A 14922-nucleotide genomic window follows, 5' to 3' on the forward strand; every position below is an offset into this window, starting at 1 on the left:
ACGGAAAAGGTCACGGAAATGTATCGGGCATATCGAACATCAACCTTCACAGGGACACCACGGTTTGGCTAGCGTGCTCCGACGGGTGCCCCGTACCCCCTTGAGGCGAACCGCGCCGCACGGGTGCCCCCGCCGAATCCGTACTTCCCCGACGGGAGTCCGGAACCGGGGACCCACACGAAGCACCGGGGTGAATCGGTCCGCGTCCACCGGACCGTAGGGCAGCCTCCCATTCCGCCCGAACCCTCCCCCAGGACCCGAACGGTCTGAGGGGAACCCCCGTCGCTGACCCGGTAGGCGGTCCAGGGAAGGAGATGCCGGCCTTGGCATCGCATCGCAAGCCGCGCACCCGCGTGCGCACCACCACTCCCGCCGTCGGTCTCACGACCGCGGCGCTCGCCTCCGTCACCCTGCTCTCCACCCAGAGCGCGACGGCGGCTCCCGCCGAGCCGAGGCCCAGCATCGAGGCAGTGCAGAAGAAGGTCGACGACCTCTACCGGCAGGCCGGCACGGCTACGCAGAAGTACAACGAGGCGAAGTCCGCCTCGGCCGGGCAGCGGGCCGAGGTCGACGCCCTGCTCGAGGCGGCGGCCAAGCGGGCGGACAAGCTCAACGAGACCCGTCGCGAGCTGGGCAGCTACGCGGCCGCGCAGTACCGCAGCGGGGCGATCGCCCCCACCGCGACCTTCTTCCTGGCCGACGACCCCCAGTCGTACTTCGACCAGGACCAGCTGATGGCGCGCATGACCAGCCGGCAGCAGAAGGCGGTGTCCGACTTCCGGACGCAGCAGAAGGAAGCGGCGGCCAAGCGCGTCGAGGCGACGAAGAGCCTGGAGGAGCTGACCGAGTCGCAGGCCTCCCTGCGCACCAGCAAGCAGCAGGTGCAGACCAAGCTCACCGAGGCCCGCACCCTGCTGTCGAAGCTGACCGCGGAGGAAAAGGCGCGGCTCGCGGAGCTGGAGCGCAAGAAGGAGGCCGAGGCCAAGCGGAAGGCCGAGGAGCTCGCCAGGCAGCAGGCGGAGAAGGAGAAGGCCGAGCAGGCCGCGAAGGAAGAGGCCTCACAGGAGGGGACCGGCACCGAAACGGGTGGCACGGCCTCCGACAGCGGCTATGCCACGAAGGCGGAGAAGGTGCTCGCCTTCGCCCGCGCCCAGATCGGCAAGCCGTACGTCTGGGGGGCGACGGGCCCGTCCTCGTACGACTGCTCGGGGCTCACCCAGGCCGCGTGGAAGGCGGCCGGCGTCGACCTGCCGCGCACCACGTGGGACCAGGTGGAGGTCGGCACCCGGGTGGCCACGGCGGATCTCCAGCCCGGTGACCTGGTGTTCTTCTACGACGACATCAGTCACGTCGGCATCTACAAGGGCGACGGGATGATGATCCACGCCCCGAAGCCCGGCGCGAACGTGCGCGAGGAGTCGATCTACTACATGCCGATCTACGGCAGCGTGCGCCCGGCCTGAGGCACCCGGCCGGCCTCGCGGGACTCCGCCGGACGGCCTCGCGGGGCGGTACGTCCGACGCCGGACCGCGGCGGGTACCGCCCCTTCGGCCTCCCGGAGAGCCCGTACCCTCGAGGGCTCCGGCCGCCCCAGGCGCGCGGCGGCCGGCCCGTCAGGCGTTCAGCGCCGCGAGTTCCGCCTCGGCCCGCTCGGTGACCAGGGCGAGGACACGGCCGGCGGCGGCCAGGTCCTCCGCCGGAATCCCGCCCCAGATGCGGGCGCTGAGGGGGGCGACCTCGGCGCCGGTCGCGGCGAGCAGTTCGCGCCCCGCGTCCGAGGGGACGAGGTGTCCGCCCTCGGCGGCCAGCAGCCGTCGCTGGAGCAGTTCGTCGATCGTCGCCCGTATCCCGGCCTGGTCGGCCTTGAGGAACCCCTGGACCTGGGCGAGGAGTCCGTCCTCCGTCAGCGGGGTTTCGCCGGTGGCGGCCGCACGGAGGGTGATCTGCTGCTGGAAGGTGACGCCGTGCCCGGCCAGGACGTGTTCCAGGACGCCGCGGGCGGCGTAATGGGCCAGGGCGAGGTCGCGCGCGTTCGCGGCGGGTGCGGTGGTCGACGCGGAAGTCATGGTGTGGCCCCTCGATTGCTCTCGTCGATCGGTACGGATGGAGCGAGACTCACGTCGAGCAGGGTCGTCAGCTCGTCGGTGAACGCCCTCGTGCGCGGGGAGTCGAGGCCGCCGAGCGGCTCCAGCAACTGCTGGAGCAGTTCCCTGACCACCTCGACCGCCCGCCGCGTGACCGCCTCACCCTGATCGGTGAGCCCGAGCTGCACGGCGCGGGGGTCGCGGGGATCACGGGTGCGCTCCACCATGCCCGCCGACTCCAGCGCGCGCGCCAGCTTCGAGACGTACAGCGCCTCCAGGCCGGTGTGGTCGGCGAGCCTGCGCTGACTGGGCCGCTCGCCCGCGCGCTGCATGCCGTACAGCGACGCGACCAGCGAGTACTGGGCGTGCGTGAGCCCCAGTGGAGCCAGCGCGCGATCGACGGCGACACGCCACTTGTTGGCGAGCCGCCACACCAGGAAGCCGGGAGTGGGACCCGGTGAACCCATGCTCATGAATATAGGGTACATAGCCACTATGTCCATGGCTACTAAATTTCGGCACGGGCACCACGGCTCGGAGTGACAGGCCCCCGGGGGCCCGGGATTCCGGGCTGCCGGGCCGCCGGGCTGCCGGGAGTCCGGACTCCCGGGCCGCCGGGCTCAGGTCCAGAGGGTGGCGATGAAGATGTTGGCGACGGTCAGCCCGCCGACCGCGGCGAAAGCGCCCTTGCTCACCTTCTCCTCGTCGCGCTTCACGTACACGAGCGCGAGGATCACGATCAGGACCAGCAGCTTGACGCCGATCTTGACGTTGTTCACGGTCTGGTCGTCCGCCTGGTTGAGGCCGACCAGCGCGACACCGGTGACGAGCATGGTGAGCGCACCGTGCAGCATGGCCGGGACGAACCTGGCCGTACCGGCCCCCATGGCCTTCATCTGGGTGAGGAAACCGCCCAGCAGGGAGGCGATACCGATGATGTGCAGGGCCACGAAGACATTGATGAGTACGTCCATGGCCGCAGCCTAACCGTGCCCATATCAGCACTCTTCGGCCAGGTACGACTTCCCGATGAGCGCATCCCGGATCTGCGCGAAATGCCGGACTCCGCATACTCTTCGCGGTCATCCGAGGGAAACGAAACAGCACATGCGGGCAATAGCTGTCATTACGCCTCTTCCGCGTGTGCCGGGTTTAGCGTCCCTCCCAGGTGACCGGATCTGCACCGCCGCCCCCGTACCGGGCGGCACCCCCGGTCGCCCCGCCAGGAATCCGGCGGCGGGCCACTCCCCCCTGTGGTGGCCCGCCGCCGGACCCCGGCGGGCCCGCCGGCACCCCCCGCCGGGCAGCCGAACGGAAGGACGCACCACCCCCGTGCCCGCCCATCGAGAAGCCGCTCACCGCAAACCGAAGCAGCGCCTCTTCACCGGGCCTGCTGCCCGCACCGCGGCGACCCTCGCCCTCGCCGGTGCCGCCACCGCGACAGCCCTCGAGGGCTCCGCCCAGGCGGACCCCCAGCTCTCCGCGGCGCAGGTCAAGGCGAAGGTCGACCGGCTCTACCACGACGCCGAGGCCGCCACCGAGAAGTACAACGGCGCCAAGGAGGCCGCGGAGGCCTCCGAGAAGTCCCTCGACGCCCTGCGGGACGAGGCAGCTCGCAGGACGGAGCGCCTCAACACCGCGCGCGACGCCCTCGGGGCGTATGCCACCGCCCAGTACCGCAGTGCGGGCATCGACCCCGCCGTCCGGCTGGCCCTCTCCTCGGACCCGGACGAATACCTGGAGCGGGCCTCCTACGAGGACCGGGCGGGCGACCGCCAGGCCGGCGCGATCAACGGCGTACGGCGGCAGATCAACGAGATCGCCCAGCTGCGCGCCCGCGCCCAGGACCAGCTCGACCTGCTCGCATCGCAGCGCACCGCGCTGCGCAAGCACAAGGACGACGTCCGTACCCGGCTCGCCGACGCGCAGCGGCTGCTGGCCACCCTGACCGCCGAGCAGCGCGCCGACTACGAGCGCTCGGCCGACGCGGCGCACGGCGGAGCCGCCCGCGCCGACCGGGGCGGCCCGCGCGGCTCCGTCGCGGCCCCCAACGCCCGTGCGGCCGAGGCGATCGCCTTCGCCCACGGCGCGCTCGGCAAGCCGTACGTCTGGGGCGCGACCGGGCCCTCCTCGTTCGACTGCTCCGGTCTCACCCAGGCCGCCTGGCGCGCCGCCGGGGTGTCACTCCCCCGTACCACCTACACCCAGATCAACGCGGGCCGTCGCGTCTCACGGTCCGAACTGGCTCCCGGGGACCTGGTGTTCTTCTATCCGGGTGTCACGCATGTGGGGCTCTACGTGGGCAACGGCCAGATGATCCACGCCCCACGCCCCGGGGCCCCGGTCCGGTTCGCGTCGCTCGACGACATGCCCTTCGTGGGAGCCACCCGGGTCGCGTAGGCTCCGGTCCTCATGGACACAGCCATCCAGGACTACGCTCTGGCGCTCACCCGCCGCTCCCCGGGCCACTACCGGGTGGGTCCCTTCACGGTCCGCCACAACCCGCAGTGGGAGCTGAAGTTCGCCAACTACGCGATCCCCGACGAGGGAGCCGAACCCAGCGCGCGGGACGTCGCCGACCTGGTCGGTTCCTTCCGGGAGCGTGACCGGCTGCCCAGGCTGGAGTACCTGCCCTCCTGGGCGCCCGCGGTCGAACCGGCCCTGCTGGCCGCGGGCTTCACCGAGGAGAGCCGTGCTCCGGTCATGGTCTGCACCCCGGGGACACTCCTCGCACCGAAGCCGGTGGACGGCCTGCGCATCTCCGAGCCGGCCGGTGCCGACGAGTTCGCCTCGGCGGCCGCCGTCCAGCACACCGGCTTCGGCGGCGAAGGCGGCCCCGACGACGGCGAGATCGCGTGGCTGCGTGCGGCGGCCGCGAGCGGCGGGGTCGCGGCACTGGCCACGGTGGACGACCTCCCCGCAGGCGCGGGCGGCTGCTCGGCCCCGGTCGGCGGCATCGGCGAACTGGCCGGTCTCGCCGTCGCCGAGTCCTACCGCAACCGCGGTGTCGGCGCCGCGCTGTCCGCCTGGCTGACCCGTACCGCCTTCGACCGCGGCTTCCGCAGCGTGTGGCTGGAACCGGGCGGACCGGACGTCGAACGGGTCTACGCGCGCATCGGGTACCGCAGGGCCGGCGAGAAGCTCAACATCTCGCTGGTTCCCCGCTGAGGGCAGCACCCCGGGCACTCCGGCGCGGAACCGGCCGAGAGGTGCCCCTCCGAGTCCGCGCCCGGCGAACGCCTACGGGCCACGGAACCGGCCGGGACACACGGGAAGGACCCCGGCCCGGACACGGGACCGGCCGGGACACGGGACCCGGCCGGGACACGGGACCCGGCCCGAACAGCCGGGACCAGGCCGCGCCAGGGCGACGGCCGTATCCGGATCCCGCCCGCGGAGCCCCGGGCTCAGACCAGCCGTCGCGCCGTCGCCCACCGGGTCAGCTCGTGCCGGTTGGACAGCTGGAGCTTGCGCAGCACCGCCGAGACATGTGACTCGACCGTCTTCACCGAGATGAACAGCTGCTTGGCGATCTCCTTGTACGCGTATCCCCGGGCGATCAGCCGCAGCACCTCACGCTCGCGCTGCGTCAGCCGGTCCAGGTCCTCGTCGACCGGCGGGGCGTCGGTCGAGGCGAAGGCGTCGAGGACGAACCCGGCCAGCCTCGGCGAGAACACCGCGTCGCCGTCCTGCACCCGGAAGACCGAGTCGACCAGGTCGGACCCTGTGATGGTCTTGGTGACGTAGCCCCGGGCGCCGCCCCGGATGACTCCGATGACGTCCTCGGCGGCGTCCGACACGGACAGCGCCAGGAAACGCACCGGGTTCTCGACCGCGCCCATCATCGGGGCGCAGCGCCTCAGCACCTCCACCCCGCCGCCTCCCGGGAGGTGGACGTCCAGCAGGACGACCTCGGGGCGGGTCGCGGTGATCACGGTCACCGCCTGGTCGACGTCGGCGGCCTCTCCGACGACCTCGACCCCGGTCTCCTCGGTGCGGCCGATCTCGGCCTGGACCCCGGTGCGGAACATCCGGTGGTCGTCGACGAGCACGACCCGTACCCGGCGCTCCGGGCCCCCGGTCGCTTCGGTGTTCTCGGTCATTCGCCCGACCTCTCCATCTCCAGCTCGACCTCTGTGCCCCCGCCGGGCACCGAACGCAGCCGCGCCGTACCGCCGTTGCGCTGCATCCGGCCGATGATTGATTCTCGTACGCCCATCCTGTCGGCCGGTACGGCGTCCAGGTCGAATCCCGGCCCCCGGTCCCGTACGGAGACGAAGACCGTGCGGCCCTCGACCTCCGCGAATACCTGTACGGCGCCGCCCTCGCCACCGTACTTCGCGGCGTTGACCATCGCCTCGCGTGCGGCCTGCATCTGCGCCGTGAGCTTCTCGTCGAGCGGGCAGTCACCGACGACGACGACCTCCAGCGGGACGCCGTGCTTGTCCTCGACCTCGGCAGCGGCGCGCTTGACGGCCTCGGCGAGGGTCGACGGCCCCTCCGCCTCGTCCTTGCCGGTGCCCTGCGGGTCGTACAGCCAGTTGCGCAGCTCCCGCTCCTGGGCACGGGCGAGCCTGCGGACCTCCGCGCCGTCGTCCGCGTTGCGCTGGATCAGTGTGAGCGTGTGCAGGACGGAGTCGTGGACATGGGCGGCGACCTCGGCGCGCTCCTGGGCCCGGATGCGCATCAGGCGCTCCTCGGAGAGGTCCTGGGTCATCCGCACGAGGTAGGGGCCGGCGAGAAGCGCGATGCCGGTCAGTACGGCGACGGCCGCGGTCAGAGCGGTCCCCAGCTGGGCGGCCGAGCCCCGCACCACCATGAAGGCGGCGAGCCCGAGTCCGACGAGCGCCACACCTGCCAGCCCGCGGGCCAGCTGCAGCACCCGGCGACGCCGGCCGACCTCGATCCACTGGGCCCTGCGGGCGTTGTCGGCCTGCCGCCAGACCAGGACGGAGCCCGCGCCTATCAGCAGGGCCGGCCAGACGTACCGGTCCGCCTTGCTGCCCATGTCGACGTTGCCGACGAAGATCAGGGCCCCGACGAGCAGCGCGACCAGCGCGAAGACCTGACCCCTGTCGGGCTTGCGGAGTCTTCGCCTGCCGTCGGGGGCGGTCTCGAAGAGGGACCGCGCCTCCGCCCCGGCACCCCCGCCGACCCCGAGCGGTACGACGATCCAGAACACGGCGTAGAGCACGGCCCCCAGACCGTCCGCGAAGAACAGCCCGAGGAAGACGAACCGCACCCAGGCGACCGGCAGCCCCAGATGTCCGGCGAGCCCGCGCGCGACTCCGCCGAGCATCCGCCCGTCGTCGCTGCGGTACAGCTTGCGCGGTGCCGGCTCCTCCGGGTCCGGGGCGTGGGAGCTCTGGGCTCGGCTCGTCGCTGCTGGCATGGACCGATCGTCACACGTCCCGGGGGGCGGTGGCATCAGGGTCTGCCCGGAGCCGACCCTGAGGGCCGCGCCGTGAAGCCCCTCCCCCGGGAGTCAGGGACGCGATATCAGGGTCGGTCCAGGGTCGTCCCGGGTCCCGTGAGGGCGTACCGCCCGTCACCATGGATCCATGACCGTTCCCCAGGGCGCCTCCCCCGGCGTCGCTCCGCCCCCCGAGCCGGCACCACGGCTGCAGCGCAGCAAGCGGCAGAAGGTGGTGGCCGGGGTGTGCGGCGGACTCGGCCGCTACTGCGACGTGGATCCGGTGATCTTCCGGATCGTGTTCGGTGTCCTCGCGGTGACGGGCGGCATCGGCCTCATCTTCTACGGCTTCGCCTGGCTGCTGCTCCCCGTGGACGGCGAGGAGGAGAACGAGGCGCGCCGGCTGCTGTCCGGCCGGGTCGAGGGTCCCGCGCTGATCGCCCTTCTGCTGGCCCTGGTCGGCTGCGGGCTGCTGCTGTCGATGCTGCACAACGGCGGGATGCTCGCCTTCGCCGCGATGCTGTCGCTGACGGTCGTCGGCTTCTTCGTGTGGACGCAGCACCGCCGGACGGCTCCGCCCGAGGAGCCGTCGGGCGCATCGGCACACTCCCCGGGGACGACCGCGCACTCCGCCGGGCACGGGGCCCCGCCCGAGGTGAAGGCTCCTCCGACGACGGGTGGACCGTCCTGGTGGCGGGATCCGATCGTCAAGGACGGCACGACCGGTCCCGCGGGCACGGGCTATCTGTGGGGCCCGGAGAGCGCGCTCTCCCCGGACGGGAAGTCCGGCCGGGGCGGGGCGGCGCCACGCTCCTCGATCCGCCCGCACGGCCGTTCCCGCGGGACCCGCGGCCCGCGTTCGATCGGCGGCTCCGTCTTCCTGCTGGCCGTGGTCGCCGGTGGTCTGGGCGCCGGGCTGAGCTGGGACACCCATCCGCTGGGTACCAGCGTGCAGCTGGGGCTGGCCGCCGCGCTCGGGGTGTTCGGCCTCGGCCTGCTGGTCGCGTCCGTCGTCGGCAGGACGGGCTTCGGCACGATCGTGCTGGCTGTGCTCACGGCGGGGCTGCTGGCGGGGTCCACACTGATCCCCCGGGACATCGGCACCGACTGGGTGCGCGAGGAGTGGCGCCCGGCCTCGGTCGCCGCCGTCCAGCCCCGCTACGAACTGGACCTGGGCGACGCGCGGCTCGACCTCTCCGGGGTCGCCCTCCCGAAGGACGGCACCCTGCGCACCGGCGTCGAGATCGGGGCGGGCCGGGTGGTCGTCGTGGTCCCCGAGGGGGTGCGGGTGCGGGTGGACGCCGAGGTGGGCCTGGGTGACATCCGGTTCCCGTCCGACGCACGCGACGACGTGAACATCGCCGCCGACCACCACACCCGGCGGACGGTCGACCCCCCGGGAGGCGGCAGGCCCACGGGAACGATCGAGCTCGCCCTGAAGGCCGGCGTCGGACAACTGGAGGTCACCCGTGCCACTTCATGAGATCCGCCCGGGCCGCGCGGTGGCCGGCCTCGCCATGCTGACCCTGGCGGGCGGCTACGCGGCGGACGCCCGGGGTGTGTGGGACGCCCCGTGGACGTTCTTCGTCCCCGTGCTGGTCGGCGGTCTCTGGCTCGCCGCGACCATGACCTGGGTGAACTACCGGCTGCGCCGTCGCCGGGCACGGCGGGCCTCAGCGGAGGCCAACGGTGCCCCGACGGCGCGGGGCGGGGCGACCAGGGTGTCCTGACCGCCCCGCCCCGGTGCTCCTGCTACCGGATCCGCGGCCCGCTCAGCGTGTCGGCGGCACCCCGGGGCCGCCTCAGTGCGTCCACCGACATGTACGGCGCACCCGCGAGGAGCAGCGGCAGCCAGGCCATGAGGTAGACGAGATCGTTCCCGTAGTAGTAGGGCGTGCTCTGCCAGCTGACGGTCAGCCACAGGCTCAGCGAGATCAGGGCGCCCCCGAGGGCCGCGACGCGGGCCCAGAGCCCGGCGAGGGTGCCGAGGCCGACGAGCAGCTCGCCGATCGCGATGGCGTAGCCGAAGCCCTCCGGGCTCTTCAGCGCGAGGTCGACCAAGCCGGGGATCGCCGCGCTGTCCCGTACGCCGTGCATCATCTCGCCGATGGAGCCGGGCCCGCTCGCCGCCAGGAACGAGCTGTCGGCCAGCTTGTCGATCCCCGCGTAGACGAAGGTGACGCCGAGGAAGATCCGCAGGGGCAGCAGCGCGTACCGCCCAGCCCTGTCCCTCAGGCTCCTCGGCTCGTCCAGTCCGTAGGAACCGCCCCTGTACCCGCGCATCACCGCTCCGCCTTCCGTTGGCCCTCCGAAGACCATACGTACGCCGGTTCGGCGGTGCTCACCAGGTGTGCGGCTCAGTCCGTGACGTCGATGCGGCAGGCGTTCGTCTCGACGCCCGCCGCCGTGACGACCTGCACCTCGACGGTGCCCGGTTCGACCTCGACGGGCACCGGCACGGTCAGCACGGTGTCCGCCGGGTTGGCGAAGCCGCCGGTGACCGGGACGAGGGGGACGTGCACATGCACCCGCCCGATCCTGACGACCACCCTCGCGAGCCGGTCGGGGCTGCCCGCGCCGGGCGGGACGAAGCCCGCGCCGCGGATCTCGATGTCGTCGCCGGTGCGGATCGGGGCGTCCAGGTCGCCGGCCTCCCTGGCCCGGACGACGGACAGGACGACGGGGCGGCCGCCCTCCGCGTACTTCCCGGCGAAGTAGGTGGCGGCCGACACGGCCACCAGGACCGCCAGGCCCCACGGCAGGTCGGGCAACTGCTCCGGGCGGCGGGCCAGGCGGACCGCGGCGAACAGCACGGCGACGGCGCTGACCAGCACGTACTGCACATCGGTGAAGCTGCCGCGCCCTGAGTCGTCGGTCAGCAGATCGGCGGCGCGGGGCCGGTCGGCACGGAGCTTCTGCAGCCGCTGGGCGAGCACCCGCACCGTCACGACACGGCGTACGACGACGGCGACCGCGCACACCAGGGCGAGGACGGTCAGCACGCCCGCCGAACGGACCAGGTCGAGCCCTTCGATGAGGGCGTCGCGGTCGGCGTGGTCGGAGGCTCCGGCCAGTTGCAGCGCGAGGACGAGCACGGAGAACGCGGCGAGCAGCACCCAGGACGCGGCGACGGTACGCGAGGTGGAGAGCCGGTTGTCCTCACCGATCAGCGGGGCGAGCAGACCGCCCCTGGCCCGGTGGAGGCGGGCGGCGCCGGTCAGCAGGCCGGCGGTGACGAGCGCGGCGATCAGGCCGGCGGTGCGCGCCGTGGACCAGCCCGCGCCGATGGCGGTGACGGCCTCGACGACGACCAGCAGGGCGACACCGCCCCAGACGACGGTCAGGGTGCGGCGCCAGAGCGTGTGGAGCCAGGCGTCGCCGGCCTCCCGGCCGCGTTCCGCGACCGCGCGGGCCGATTCGGTCAGCTCGTCCGACACCCACTGCCGTGACGCCGAGACGGACTGCGCGACGCCGGCGGGCAGGCCCTTCCCCGAGGCGAGTTCGTCCCGTTTGGCGAGGAAGGCAGCCACCGCGCGACGGTGTCCTTCGCGTGCCCCGTGCGGGCAGTCGCCGCACGTGCAGCCGCCGCCGTGCGCGCTCTTCGCCCTCGCCTCGTCCAACGCCACGGAGGAATCCGCCCCTTCTCACCCGGGTGCAACCAACTCGCCTGTGATTTCTGCGAATTGTGCCGTACGCGGCGGGCCCGCCCCGCATCGGGGCGGCCCGGGGGCGCGTGTCGCGGAAATGTGCGATTCTCAGGTGCCGAGCACGAGGTAGGCGAGGCCCAGGGTGCCCCGGTATCCCCCGTAGTACCCCGTCCGGCGGGCGTCGACCGCCTCCCTCACCCCGGCGTGCAGCCGGTGGCCGGGGTTCTCCAGCGTCCAGCGTTCGCCCCGCCCGATGTTGGCGGCCGACTCGAAGAGATCCCACTCCCGCTGGTCCGCCACGGTCACCTGGAGCGGCCTGAGGCCGGCGGCCTCCGCCTGCCTGATCAGTTCCAGGAGCGAGCCGAAGTCACCGGGTTCGGCGCCCAGCCCCTCCAGCGCGGCGGGCGAGGGCTCGCGCTCCCAGAAGCCGTCCCCGAACAGCACCCGCCCTCCGGGACGCACCGCCGCCCGCAGGGCTTTCAGCGCCTCGGAGGTCCCTCCCGGCCAGGCGTGCGAGGACCCGATGCACACGGCGAGGTCGTACCCGGCCTCGGCGTACGCGGCCGCGGACACCTCGTGGAATCGCACCCGGTCGGCGAGACCTCGCTCCCGGGCGAGCAGCATGCCCCGCGTCACGGCGTCCGGGTCGGTCTCGATGCCGTCTCCGGTGGCGCCCGGCGCCGCCTCGACCAGGCGCATCAGCAGTTCGCCCCAGCCGCTGCCGAAGTCGGCGATGCGGGCGCCCGGTGCGGGGGCGCAGGCGGCGACCAGCGTGGCCGCGTGCTCCTCCGACAGCGGGGTGTTCCAGGTCAGGCGGTCGTTTCCGGGGGCGGCCATGAGGGCTCTGATCTCTGCGGTGGACATGACCGTGAGCCTGGCACGGAACCGCACGCGGAGGCCAGGGGCTTTCTACCGGCCCCGGCTGCAGATCTCCGTGAGGTCCGCCTCGACCGGAACGGCGAGTCCACCTTGATCTTGTTGTGGTGGATCCCCGTGTGGAACTTGCGCTGCGGACTCATGAAAACGAGACTCGCGTCGATCAACTCCGTGTGGGGCGGGAGGCCCGGGATCCGGTCGAGGTCGTCCGACGTCCATCCGCCCTCAGGGGGATGGGCCAGCGGTACCGCCGTTCCTCGGATGCGGCGCTCATGAGTGCTCCCATGGGGCTGAGTCTCGTCTCCACGGCCAGAGCACCCAGCGGATACGACGATGCCGCCGCCCGGACGAATGAGCGACGGCATCGGCGTTGACCTCAGGGCGAGGGGATCACTCCCACTCGATGGTCCCCGGCGGCTTGCTTGTCACGTCGAGCACCACGCGGTTGACCTCGGCGACCTCGTTGGTGATGCGGGTGGAGATCTTCGCCAGCGTCTCGTAGGGCAGCCGCGACCAGTCGGCCGTCATGGCGTCCTCGGAGGAGACCGGGCGCAGCACGATCGGGTGACCGTAGGTGCGGCCGTCGCCCTGGACGCCGACGCTGCGGACGTCCGCGAGCAGGACCACGGGGCACTGCCAGATGTCGCGGTCCAGGCCGGCGGCGGTCAGCTCCTCGCGGGCGATGGCGTCGGCCTCGCGCAGCAGGTCCAGGCGGTCCTTGGTGACCTCGCCGACGATGCGGATACCGAGGCCGGGGCCGGGGAACGGCTGGCGCTGGACGATCTCCTCGGGCAGGCCGAGCTCCTGGCCGACCATCCGGACCTCGTCCTTGAACAGCTGGCGCAGCGGCTCGACGAGCTGGAACTCGATGTCCTCGGGGAGCCCGCCCACGTTGTGGTGGGACTTGATGTTGGCGGTGCCGGTGCCGCCGCCGGACTCGACGACGTCCGGGTAGAGGGTGCCCTGCACGAGGAAGGCGACCTCGGGGCCCTCCTCCTGGAGGATCTCCAGCTGCGCCTGCTCGAAGACGCGGATGAACTCGCGGCCGATGATCTTCCGCTTCTGCTCGGGGTCGGAGACCCCGGCCAGGGCGTCGAGGAAGCGCTTCTCCGCGTCGACGACCTTCAGCTTCGCGCCGGTCGAGGCGACGAAGTCCTTCTCGACCTGCTCGCTCTCGCCCTTGCGCATCAGACCGTGGTCGACGTACACGCAGGTCAGCTGGGAGCCGATGGCCTTCTGGACGAGCGCGGCGGCGACCGCGGAGTCCACGCCGCCGGAGAGGCCGCAGATGGCGCGCTTGTCGCCGACCTGCTCGCGGATCAGGGCGATCTGCTCCTCGACGACGTTGGTGGTCGTCCAGGTCGGCTCGATGCCGGCGCCCCGGTAGAGGAAGTGCTCCAGGACCTGCTGCCCGTGGGTCGAGTGCATGACCTCCGGGTGGTACTGGACGCCGTAGAGCTTCTTCTCGTCGTTCTCGAAGGCGGCGACCGGCACGACGTCGGTGGACGCGGTGACGGTGAAGCCCTCGGGGGCGGCGGAGCAGGCGTCGCCGTGCGACATCCAGACCGACTGCTCGGTGGGGGTGCCCTCGAACAGGGTGGAGCCCGCCTTGGAGACGGAGAGCGGGGTGCGCCCGTACTCGCGCGCGCCGTTGTCGTCGACCGTGCCGCCGAGGGTGGTGGCCATCAGCTGGAAGCCGTAGCACATGCCGAAGACGGGGACCCCGGCCTCGAAGAGCGAGCGGTCGATGCTGGGCGCGCCCTCCGCGTACACCGAGGAGGGACCGCCGGAGAGGATGATCGCGCGGGGGTTCTTCGCCAGCATCTCGGCCACCGGCATGGTGGACGGAACGATCTCGCTGTAGACCCGGGCCTCGCGGACGCGGCGGGCGATGAGCTGGGCGTACTGGGCGCCGAAGTCGACAACCAGGACGACGTCGGTCGCGGTGTCGGGGGCGGCGGGGGGTGCTGCTGGCACGGGGCGGCCTTCCGGCGGTGGAGAGGGGTCGGTCCTGCCAATTCTACCGGCCGTGGAGCGGCTCCCCGCCGGGCTTCCGTCTCACCATCCGGGCCCGGCGTGGACCCGGGGCCGGGAGGGGGCCATACTTGTCGCCATGCGTCAGCACACGATCTTCGTCTTTACCTATGGCACCCGGTCCGCCGGCTGCCATGGTCGTGCTGCTTGAGCAACTGACAAGCACTTCTCCAGGCGCCCCGGACCGACAGGTCCGGGGCGTTCTGGCGTTCCGGGCCGGTGGGTTCCGGGGGCCTTCACCCACCGGGAGTTCACGGATGAACAGCACCAGCACCGCGCCCTCGAAGTCGGCCACCGAGTGGACGGGCGCGCACACCGACGAGGCCGCCTCCCTGATCGGGGACGCCCGGGCGCGCATCGACGCGCTGGACGACCGGATCATCGGTCTCGTCCAGGAACGGATGGCGGTCTCCGCGGTCATCCAGGAGGCCCGGATCACGTCCGGTGGCCGCCGGGTGAACCTGGCCCGCGAGATGGAGGTCCTCAGCCACTACAGCGACGCCGTCGGCAAGCCGGGCACGGCTCTCGCGATGACGCTGCTGGAGCTGTGCCGCGGCCGTGTGTGACCGCCCCTCCGCGATGCCGTGCCCGGGAAGGCTGTACGGCCGCACCCGCGTTCGGGCCCGGTCTCACCCGTACGGCGCGTGACCGGGCCGGGGACGGCCTCGTTGATCCGGTTGTCCGCGTCGGCCAGGGGCGGCACAGGCGGGAACCCACGTGTGACTCCGCCGGATCGTGTGGCGTACCTCGGTACGCCGTGGGACCACGACCCGGCGCGTGTGACCGGTCGGCAGGGGACAGCGGACCGGTCACCCAGTGCGGCCGGCCCCCGGGGACGCCCGGGCCGGCCGCCTCCGGACCGCCCTG

15 protein-coding genes and 1 pseudogene are annotated in these 14922 nt (G+C 72.5%); 6 read left to right on the top strand and 10 right to left on the bottom strand.

Annotated features, from left to right (window positions below):
• Nucleotides 1-314 precede the first annotated feature (314 nt).
• On the top strand, nt 315-1463 hold the full coding sequence (locus ACFXOA_RS05870; RefSeq protein ID WP_385023016.1) for an NlpC/P60 family protein: 1149 nt from the start codon (nt 315-317) through the stop codon (nt 1461-1463).
• Between the two features lie 151 nt (nt 1464-1614).
• On the opposite strand, the gene ACFXOA_RS05875 is transcribed toward ACFXOA_RS05870, so the two are convergent.
• From ACFXOA_RS05875 to ACFXOA_RS05885, 3 genes are all read right to left on the bottom strand, one after another.
• Nucleotides 1615-2067: a MarR family transcriptional regulator gene (locus tag ACFXOA_RS05875; protein WP_385023018.1), complete on the bottom strand. Its 453-nt coding sequence runs from the start codon at nt 2065-2067 to the stop codon at nt 1615-1617.
• Nucleotides 2064-2558 (bottom strand): MarR family winged helix-turn-helix transcriptional regulator, encoded by a 495-nt coding sequence (locus ACFXOA_RS05880; RefSeq protein WP_385023020.1) that lies wholly within the window; start codon nt 2556-2558, stop codon nt 2064-2066. Before ACFXOA_RS05880 ends, ACFXOA_RS05875 begins: the two co-directional genes overlap by 4 nt.
• A 147-nt stretch (nt 2559-2705) precedes the next feature.
• Nucleotides 2706-3059, bottom strand: a complete 354-nt coding sequence (locus tag ACFXOA_RS05885) for a hypothetical protein (protein WP_385023022.1) — start codon at nt 3057-3059, stop codon at nt 2706-2708.
• 358 nt (nt 3060-3417) lie between these two features.
• Here ACFXOA_RS05885 and ACFXOA_RS05890 point away from each other — a divergent pair, with 358 nt between their 5' ends.
• Entirely contained in the window at nt 3418-4485 is a 1068-nt protein-coding gene (locus ACFXOA_RS05890; protein ID WP_385023024.1) for an NlpC/P60 family protein, read from the top strand.
• Between the two features lie 12 nt (nt 4486-4497).
• The gene (locus tag ACFXOA_RS05895; protein WP_385023026.1) at nt 4498-5253 is read left to right on the top strand and encodes a GNAT family N-acetyltransferase; all 756 of its coding nucleotides are present in this window, start codon (nt 4498-4500) and stop codon (nt 5251-5253) included.
• A gap of 239 nt (nt 5254-5492) precedes the next feature.
• Here ACFXOA_RS05895 and ACFXOA_RS05900 read toward each other — a convergent pair whose 3' ends face one another.
• Both ACFXOA_RS05900 and ACFXOA_RS05905 read right to left on the bottom strand, forming a co-directional pair.
• Nucleotides 5493-6188, bottom strand: coding sequence for a LuxR C-terminal-related transcriptional regulator (locus tag ACFXOA_RS05900; protein ID WP_385023028.1), 696 nt, complete (start codon nt 6186-6188; stop codon nt 5493-5495).
• Nucleotides 6185-7477 carry a PspC domain-containing protein gene (locus ACFXOA_RS05905; RefSeq protein WP_385023030.1) on the bottom strand — a complete coding sequence of 431 codons (1293 nt, stop codon included), beginning with the start codon at nt 7475-7477 and terminating at the stop codon, nt 6185-6187. Before ACFXOA_RS05905 ends, ACFXOA_RS05900 begins: the two co-directional genes overlap by 4 nt.
• Nucleotides 7478-7646: 169 nt before the next feature.
• Here ACFXOA_RS05905 and ACFXOA_RS05910 point away from each other — a divergent pair, with 169 nt between their 5' ends.
• Nucleotides 7647-8981: a PspC domain-containing protein gene (locus ACFXOA_RS05910; RefSeq protein WP_385023032.1), complete on the top strand. Its 1335-nt coding sequence runs from the start codon at nt 7647-7649 to the stop codon at nt 8979-8981.
• Nucleotides 8968-9228: a hypothetical protein gene (locus tag ACFXOA_RS05915; protein ID WP_385023034.1), complete on the top strand. Its 261-nt coding sequence runs from the start codon at nt 8968-8970 to the stop codon at nt 9226-9228. The genes ACFXOA_RS05910 and ACFXOA_RS05915 overlap by 14 nt, the downstream gene beginning before the upstream one ends.
• 22 nt (nt 9229-9250) lie before the next feature.
• On the opposite strand, the gene ACFXOA_RS05920 is transcribed toward ACFXOA_RS05915, so the two are convergent.
• The 5 genes and pseudogenes from ACFXOA_RS05920 to guaA form a co-directional block, all read right to left on the bottom strand.
• Nucleotides 9251-9781, bottom strand: a complete 531-nt coding sequence (locus tag ACFXOA_RS05920) for a DoxX family protein (RefSeq protein ID WP_385023036.1) — start codon at nt 9779-9781, stop codon at nt 9251-9253.
• Between the two features lie 74 nt (nt 9782-9855).
• A complete protein-coding gene (locus tag ACFXOA_RS05925; protein ID WP_385023038.1) occupies nt 9856-11124 on the bottom strand; it encodes a hypothetical protein in 1269 nt (422 codons plus the stop codon).
• A gap of 129 nt (nt 11125-11253) precedes the next feature.
• The gene (locus ACFXOA_RS05930) at nt 11254-12009 is read right to left on the bottom strand and encodes an SAM-dependent methyltransferase (RefSeq protein ID WP_385023040.1); all 756 of its coding nucleotides are present in this window, start codon (nt 12007-12009) and stop codon (nt 11254-11256) included.
• A gap of 128 nt (nt 12010-12137) precedes the next feature.
• Nucleotides 12138-12295: pseudogene (locus tag ACFXOA_RS05935) on the bottom strand (Uma2 family endonuclease); the annotation flags it as partial.
• A gap of 116 nt (nt 12296-12411) precedes the next feature.
• Entirely contained in the window at nt 12412-13998 is a 1587-nt protein-coding gene (guaA, locus tag ACFXOA_RS05940) for a glutamine-hydrolyzing GMP synthase (RefSeq protein ID WP_385023042.1), read from the bottom strand.
• Between the two features lie 314 nt (nt 13999-14312).
• Here guaA and ACFXOA_RS05945 point away from each other — a divergent pair, with 314 nt between their 5' ends.
• Nucleotides 14313-14621, top strand: coding sequence for a chorismate mutase (locus ACFXOA_RS05945; protein WP_385023044.1), 309 nt, complete (start codon nt 14313-14315; stop codon nt 14619-14621).
• Nucleotides 14622-14922: the final 301 nt, after the last annotated feature.

Source organism: Streptomyces sp. NPDC059166 (assembly GCF_042755185.1).
Lineage (GTDB): Bacteria > Actinomycetota > Actinomycetes > Streptomycetales > Streptomycetaceae > Streptomyces.

Excerpts from the sequence above, each read along its gene's own strand:
- ACFXOA_RS05870 (WP_385023016.1), top strand. The coding sequence starts at position 315 with ATGCCGGCCTTGGCATCGCATCGCAAGCCGCGCACCCGCGTGCGCACC.
- ACFXOA_RS05885 (WP_385023022.1), bottom strand. The coding sequence starts at position 3,059 with ATGGACGTACTCATCAATGTCTTCGTGGCCCTGCACATCATCGGTATC.
- ACFXOA_RS05875 (WP_385023018.1), bottom strand. The coding sequence starts at position 2,067 with ATGACTTCCGCGTCGACCACCGCACCCGCCGCGAACGCGCGCGACCTC.
- ACFXOA_RS05895 (WP_385023026.1), top strand. The coding sequence starts at position 4,498 with ATGGACACAGCCATCCAGGACTACGCTCTGGCGCTCACCCGCCGCTCC.
- ACFXOA_RS05910 (WP_385023032.1), top strand. The coding sequence starts at position 7,647 with ATGACCGTTCCCCAGGGCGCCTCCCCCGGCGTCGCTCCGCCCCCCGAG.
- ACFXOA_RS05930 (WP_385023040.1), bottom strand. The coding sequence starts at position 12,009 with ATGTCCACCGCAGAGATCAGAGCCCTCATGGCCGCCCCCGGAAACGAC.
- ACFXOA_RS05880 (WP_385023020.1), bottom strand. The coding sequence starts at position 2,558 with ATGAGCATGGGTTCACCGGGTCCCACTCCCGGCTTCCTGGTGTGGCGG.
- ACFXOA_RS05920 (WP_385023036.1), bottom strand. The coding sequence starts at position 9,781 with ATGCGCGGGTACAGGGGCGGTTCCTACGGACTGGACGAGCCGAGGAGC.
- ACFXOA_RS05900 (WP_385023028.1), bottom strand. The coding sequence starts at position 6,188 with ATGACCGAGAACACCGAAGCGACCGGGGGCCCGGAGCGCCGGGTACGG.
- ACFXOA_RS05945 (WP_385023044.1), top strand. The coding sequence starts at position 14,313 with ATGAACAGCACCAGCACCGCGCCCTCGAAGTCGGCCACCGAGTGGACG.
- ACFXOA_RS05905 (WP_385023030.1), bottom strand. The coding sequence starts at position 7,477 with ATGCCAGCAGCGACGAGCCGAGCCCAGAGCTCCCACGCCCCGGACCCG.